Annotated in this window: 6 protein-coding genes; 4 read left to right on the top strand and 2 right to left on the bottom strand. The window is 64.1% G+C overall.

Features of this window, described 5'->3' with window-relative positions:
• The 3 genes from G3N97_RS36465 to G3N97_RS36455 form a co-directional block, all read left to right on the top strand.
• Positions 1-213: DUF938 domain-containing protein (locus tag G3N97_RS36465; protein ID WP_205997641.1), on the top strand; the 213-nt coding region annotated here is incomplete at its 5' end.
• A gap of 138 nt (positions 214-351) precedes the next feature.
• Positions 352-1,764, top strand: coding sequence for an NADP-dependent phosphogluconate dehydrogenase (gene gndA / locus G3N97_RS36460; RefSeq protein WP_205997640.1), 1,413 nt, complete (start codon positions 352-354; stop codon positions 1,762-1,764).
• 249 nt (positions 1,765-2,013) lie between these two features.
• Positions 2,014-2,340 carry a DUF4148 domain-containing protein gene (locus G3N97_RS36455; RefSeq protein ID WP_205997639.1) on the top strand — a complete coding sequence of 109 codons (327 nt, stop codon included), beginning with the start codon at positions 2,014-2,016 and terminating at the stop codon, positions 2,338-2,340.
• Positions 2,341-3,107: 767 nt separating this feature from the next.
• On the opposite strand, the gene G3N97_RS36450 is transcribed toward G3N97_RS36455, so the two are convergent.
• Both G3N97_RS36450 and G3N97_RS36445 read right to left on the bottom strand, forming a co-directional pair.
• Positions 3,108-3,959 carry a DUF2968 domain-containing protein gene (locus G3N97_RS36450; protein WP_205997638.1) on the bottom strand — a complete coding sequence of 284 codons (852 nt, stop codon included), beginning with the start codon at positions 3,957-3,959 and terminating at the stop codon, positions 3,108-3,110.
• 130 nt (positions 3,960-4,089) lie between these two features.
• Positions 4,090-4,410, bottom strand: coding sequence for a hypothetical protein (locus G3N97_RS36445; protein ID WP_065057615.1), 321 nt, complete (start codon positions 4,408-4,410; stop codon positions 4,090-4,092).
• Positions 4,411-4,747: 337 nt separating this feature from the next.
• Here G3N97_RS36445 and G3N97_RS36440 point away from each other — a divergent pair.
• Positions 4,748-5,083: LysM domain-containing protein (locus G3N97_RS36440; protein ID WP_205997637.1), on the top strand; the 336-nt coding region annotated here is incomplete at its 3' end.

Below are 5,083 nucleotides of genomic sequence, written 5' to 3'. Positions count from 1 at the left end.
CCGTACCGGCGCGGCGGCGCGCACACGGCGCCGAGCAACGCGGCCTTCGACGCCGATCTGCGTGCGCGCGACCCGTCCTGGGGCGTGCGCGACATGGAGGAAGTCGAGGCGCTCGCGGCCGCCGAAGGGCTCGTCTGCGAGGCCGTGGTGGCGATGCCGGCGAATAATTTCAGCCTCGTTTTCCGCAGGCAGGCGGCGGCGGGCCGCGAGTAGGCGATAATCGCGGCCCTCGGGCGGGATGCCGTGCGCGCCATCGCGCAGCGCACGGGCGTTTCCCTTATGCTTGCACGATCGACGTGCTGCGCGATGCCGCGCGCGCGTCACCCCAATTGATTGAAGTGGAGAGTCAACATGAGCAAACAGGCAATCGGCGTGGTGGGTCTGGCCGTGATGGGACGCAATCTTGCGCTCAACATCGAAAGCCGCGGCCATGCGGTGTCGGTGTTCAACCGCAGCCGCGAGAAAACCGATGAGCTGATCGCTGAATTCCCCGAGCGCAAACTCGTGCCGGCCTACACGCTCGAAGAGTTCGTGGAGTCGCTCGAAAAGCCGCGCCGCATTCTGCTGATGGTCAAGGCGGGCGAACCGACCGACGCCACCATCGCCGCGCTCAAGCCGCTGCTGGAGAAGGGCGACATCCTGATCGACGGCGGCAACACGCATTTCACCGACACGATCCGCCGCAATCAGGAACTCGCGAAGGCGGGCCTGCATTTCATCGGCACGGGTGTGTCGGGCGGCGAGGAAGGCGCGCTCAAGGGTCCGTCGATCATGCCGGGCGGTCAGCGCGACGCTTACGATCTGGTTGCACCGATCCTCACCGAAATCGCGGCGAAGGCGCCGGCGGACGGCGAGCCGTGCGTGGCCTACATGGGTCCGGACGGCGCGGGCCATTACGTGAAGATGGTCCATAACGGCATCGAATACGGCGACATGCAGCTGATCGCCGAAAGCTACGCCGTGCTCAAGCAGGTGCTCGGTCTCTCGAACGAGGAACTGGGCGAGGTCTACACGGAGTGGAACGCGGGCGAGCTGGACAGCTACCTGATCGAAATCACCTCGAAGATCTTCCAGAAGAAGGACGACGAAACCGGCCATTATCTCGTCGACGTGATCCTCGATCGCGCGGCGCAGAAGGGCACCGGCAAGTGGACGAGCCAGAACGCGCTCGATCTCGGCGCACCGCTGCCGCTGATCACGGAAGCCGTGTTCGCGCGCGTGCTCTCGTCGCTGAAGACGCAGCGCGTGGCGGCCAGCAAGGTGCTCGCGGGCCCGGACGCGAAGCCGTTCGCGGGCGACCGCAAGGCGTTCATCGAGTCGGTGCGCCGTGCGCTGTACTTCTCGAAGGTGATCTCGTACGCGCAGGGTTTCGCGCAGCTGCGCGCCGCCTCGGACGAGTACAAGTGGGATCTGCAATACGGCACGATCGCCAAGATCTTCCGTGCGGGCTGCATTATCCGCGCGCGCTTCCTGCAGAAGATCACCGACGCCTATGCGAAGAACGCGCAGCTCGACAACCTGCTGCTCGATCCCTATTTCAGCGATATCGCCGCCAACTATCAGGCCGCGCTGCGCGACGTGGTGGTCGAAGCGGTGAAGGTCGGCGTGCCGGTGCCGGCGTTCTCGTCGGCGGTCGCGTACTTCGACGCGTATCGCTCGGAGCGCGTGCCCGCGAATCTGGTGCAGGCGCAGCGCGACTTCTTCGGCGCGCACACGTTCGAGCGCATCGACAAGCCGGGCAGCTTCCACGCCGACTGGTCCTGATCGCCCGCTGCGCGCGCCTGTCAGCGCGGGCGCTGCGTCAGCGAACTAAGGGGCTATCAGCCCGATAGTTTTTGCGGTCTTTTGTCTGAATAAAAGGGGAACCTGCCGGGTTCCCCTTTTTTGTTAACGATTTTGCAACGGTGTTTTTTGTTATTAGGGTTTTCCCTAGATCAAAGAAAGGCCTAGACTTTCATCAAGCGCTGAGGAAAACAGAGCCCAAAGCGCAAAAAAACAGATGGAGGTTAGATCATGAACAAGTTCATTCCCGCCGTTGTCGTTGCAGCAGCACTGGCCATCCCCGCGATCTCGTTCGCCCAGTCGAGCCAGCAAGGTCTGACCCGCGCACAGGTCCGCGCGGAACTCGTGGAACTCGAGCAGGCCGGTTACAACCCGTCCGCCGATCATGTGAATTACCCCGAAAACATCCAGGCCGCTCAGGCCCGCGTGAACCAGGAAAAACTGGCGAACGGTGAAACCAGCGGTTACGGCGCGCCGGCAGTCGGCACGTCGCAGTCGGGCGCCCCGGTGCAGCCCGCGCATGTCGCCCCGTCGCAAGCCGTGTATTTCGGCCACTAAGTTTGGGCGTGAAGTATCGGTGAGATCGCCCGGCGCGGTCTCACTATCCAGGCAGTGAAGCAGTCGAAGTTGTTGTGAGTTGCGAGCAGAGAGCAGTTGTTGTTTGTTGTGGATGTAGAAGTAGAGGTTGCAGGTGCAGTACCGCAGTACGTAGTTGCAGCAGGCAATTGAAGTGGCAGTAAGCAGTTGCAGGTCGATGTAAGCAGCAAGAGGTTGCAGTTTGCAGTGCGCAGTTGCAGTAGAAGTTGCAGGTCGCAGTAAGCACACAGAGGTGCAGTACGCAGTAGAGGTTGCAGCAGGCAGTTGAAGTTGCAGTACGCAGTAGAGGTTGCAGTACGCAGTAGAGGTTGTAGCAGGCAGTTGAAGTTGCAGTGCGCAGTAGAGGTTGCAGTACGCAGTAGAGGTTGCAGTAAGCAGTCGAAGTCGCAGTAAGCAGTCGCAGTACGCAGTACGCAGTAGAGGTCGCTTTACGTAGTAGAAGCACGCAGTAAGCAGTAGATGTTGAAGTCCGCAGTTAGCAAAGAGGTTGAAGTTGGCAGTTGCAGTGCGTAGTGAGCAGTAGCAGGAGTCGCTGTATGCAGCAGAAGTCCGCAGCAAGCAGTAGAAGTGAAAGTGCAGTACGCAGTAGCAGCAGTCCAGCGCGGCCCGGTCCAGAACCGGCCCGCGCTTTTCTTTTTGGCGCGCGCATTGAGTGGCGCGTTACGTGGCGCATTACGTGGCGCGTCAGGTTGCGCGCGACGTGAAAAGCCCGGCGGCCTCGCGCCGCCTCAGCGTCCGTGCAGATGCGGCACGCCTTCGCTGCTCGTCACGCTCAACTGGTGGATCGTGCGGTGCGCCTTGTTCAATTGCGCCTGCGCGGCGATGCGTTGCGCCTCCATCTGCGCCACGTCCTTGCGCACCTGATGCTGACGCGCGCTCACGCGGTGCTCCTGCTCGGAGTGCCGTTGCAGATCCACGCGCAGCCGTTCGGCCTGCGCTTCCGAATCCTCGATTTGCCTCGCCAGCAGCACGTTTTGCGCGCTGAGCTGGGCCATGCGCGTTTCGCCGTCGGCGAGGCGCGTCGCTTGCTCCTGCAGATGATGGAACACCGCGCCGGCCGAATCGATGTCGGCGGTCCGGAACGCATGCCAGAGCGTGCCGTCCTGATGCAGCGCCACGAAATAGCCGAGCGTTTCGCCGTGAAAGAGCAGCGTCACCGTGTAATCGAAGCTGCGAAACGAGCGGAACGTGGTCATCGCGTGGGTCGCGACGAGCGCCTCGAACGACGCGCCATCGGCGATCTGTACCGGCCGGCCGCTCAGATGCGCGGGCATCGCGGGCACCGCGTGCAAGGTCGAGACCGGGCGCGGCGTGCCGCCCGTGTGGGTCGGCATGCGGGCCGTGGTTGCGGCGCCGGCGTGGTAATCGAGCGTGTCGGCGCTGTCGTGGTCGTGGTCGCTGTTCGGGTGATGGGCGGTTTCGTCTTCGCGGTGCGGGCCGGTTTCGTCGGCGGGGCGGCGGGTGTCAGCGCTCCCGGCGCTGTGGGCGAGGTCGGCGGAAGAACTCTCGCGTGCGACCGCGACGAGGTGCGACGGGCCGCCCGGTTCGGCGGCGCGACGGCGGTTCAGGAATGATTTCACGGCGTTTCCCCCAGAAGATCACACCGCCCCTCCATGGCGCGCGCGGGGCGGCCAGGGCGGCGGCATGTCGGCAAGACGGGACAGGCGCGCGCCGGCGGGCGCGGTCCGCTCCGGGCGGTCCTGCGGCGCCTCAGTGCAAGAGGCGCGAGCGGCGTGCGATGTCGTCGAAGAGCGCACGGCCGGGTTCTAGCGCGAACAGCCAGGTTTCGTCGTAGCCGCTCAGGGTTTCGAGCGCGTCGCGCAGACGCTCGATCACCACGGCCGGAATCTGCACGGTCGGTTCGGCGTCGCCGGAGAGACCGGCGACGCTGGCGTGCTGGACCAGTTCGTCGGCGGCTTCGGCGACGTCGGCGGCAAAAACGAGATGGTTGTTGAGCAATTCGACCAGCCCCGGAGACGCCGCGACGTCTTCGACATTGAGCTGGACGGACAGGAAAGTGGCTTTGTTCATGCTCGAAATCCTCACGGGACGTGGGGCCGCGGCGAGAGGCGCATCGTCTCTTTCGTCTGATTATCTGATGAGCAGCTTGAGGCAGTATAGGCGAGGGGGCGAACAGTAGAGTGGTGTTTGTCTTTGCAAACTGTAGGGTAGTTCTGACAGGCGTCGTATGCTGGTTGAAAACCGGGCGGCGTGCGCCTTGAAAGGGGTGGCGCGCCCGGAAAGATATAATGGGGGCCGTTCGCCATAATCAGCGGAGGGTCTCGCAGGCGAACGCCGGCGGCCCCACGCGCATCCAGATATACGTATCCCCGACGTACGTAGCGAGGAACAAGCGAGGTATAGCAAGATGAATCGACAACGGCGAAACCCGGGCGCGTACGCGGCACTGGCCGCGCTCACGCTCGTCTGCAGCGCCTGTACGCTCACCCCGTGGGAGGGCCAGCCGAGTTCGGCGCCCACCGCATCGACCACGGGCGTCCCGGCCGGTTATTACCGCGTCAATCCCGGCGATACGCTCACGCGCATCGCCGCCGCCTACGGCCAGCGGCCGCAGGACCTCGCGAGCTGGAACCAGTTGCCGCCGAATGCGCAGGTGCTGCCCGGCCAGGTGCTGCGCGTCGCGCCGCCCGCGAGCTATGCGGGCGCCGTGCCCCAGCAGCCCGCGTTCGGTGCGTCCAGCTCC

Source organism: Paraburkholderia sp. Ac-20347, from assembly GCF_017104805.1.
GTDB lineage: Bacteria > Pseudomonadota > Gammaproteobacteria > Burkholderiales > Burkholderiaceae > Paraburkholderia > Paraburkholderia tropica.
This window is presented reverse-complemented; position numbering and strand designations above follow the sequence as displayed.

Excerpts from the sequence above, each read along its gene's own strand:
- gndA (WP_205997640.1), top strand. The coding sequence starts at position 352 with ATGAGCAAACAGGCAATCGGCGTGGTGGGTCTGGCCGTGATGGGACGC.
- G3N97_RS36455 (WP_205997639.1), top strand. The coding sequence starts at position 2,014 with ATGAACAAGTTCATTCCCGCCGTTGTCGTTGCAGCAGCACTGGCCATC.
- G3N97_RS36445 (WP_065057615.1), bottom strand. The coding sequence starts at position 4,410 with ATGAACAAAGCCACTTTCCTGTCCGTCCAGCTCAATGTCGAAGACGTC.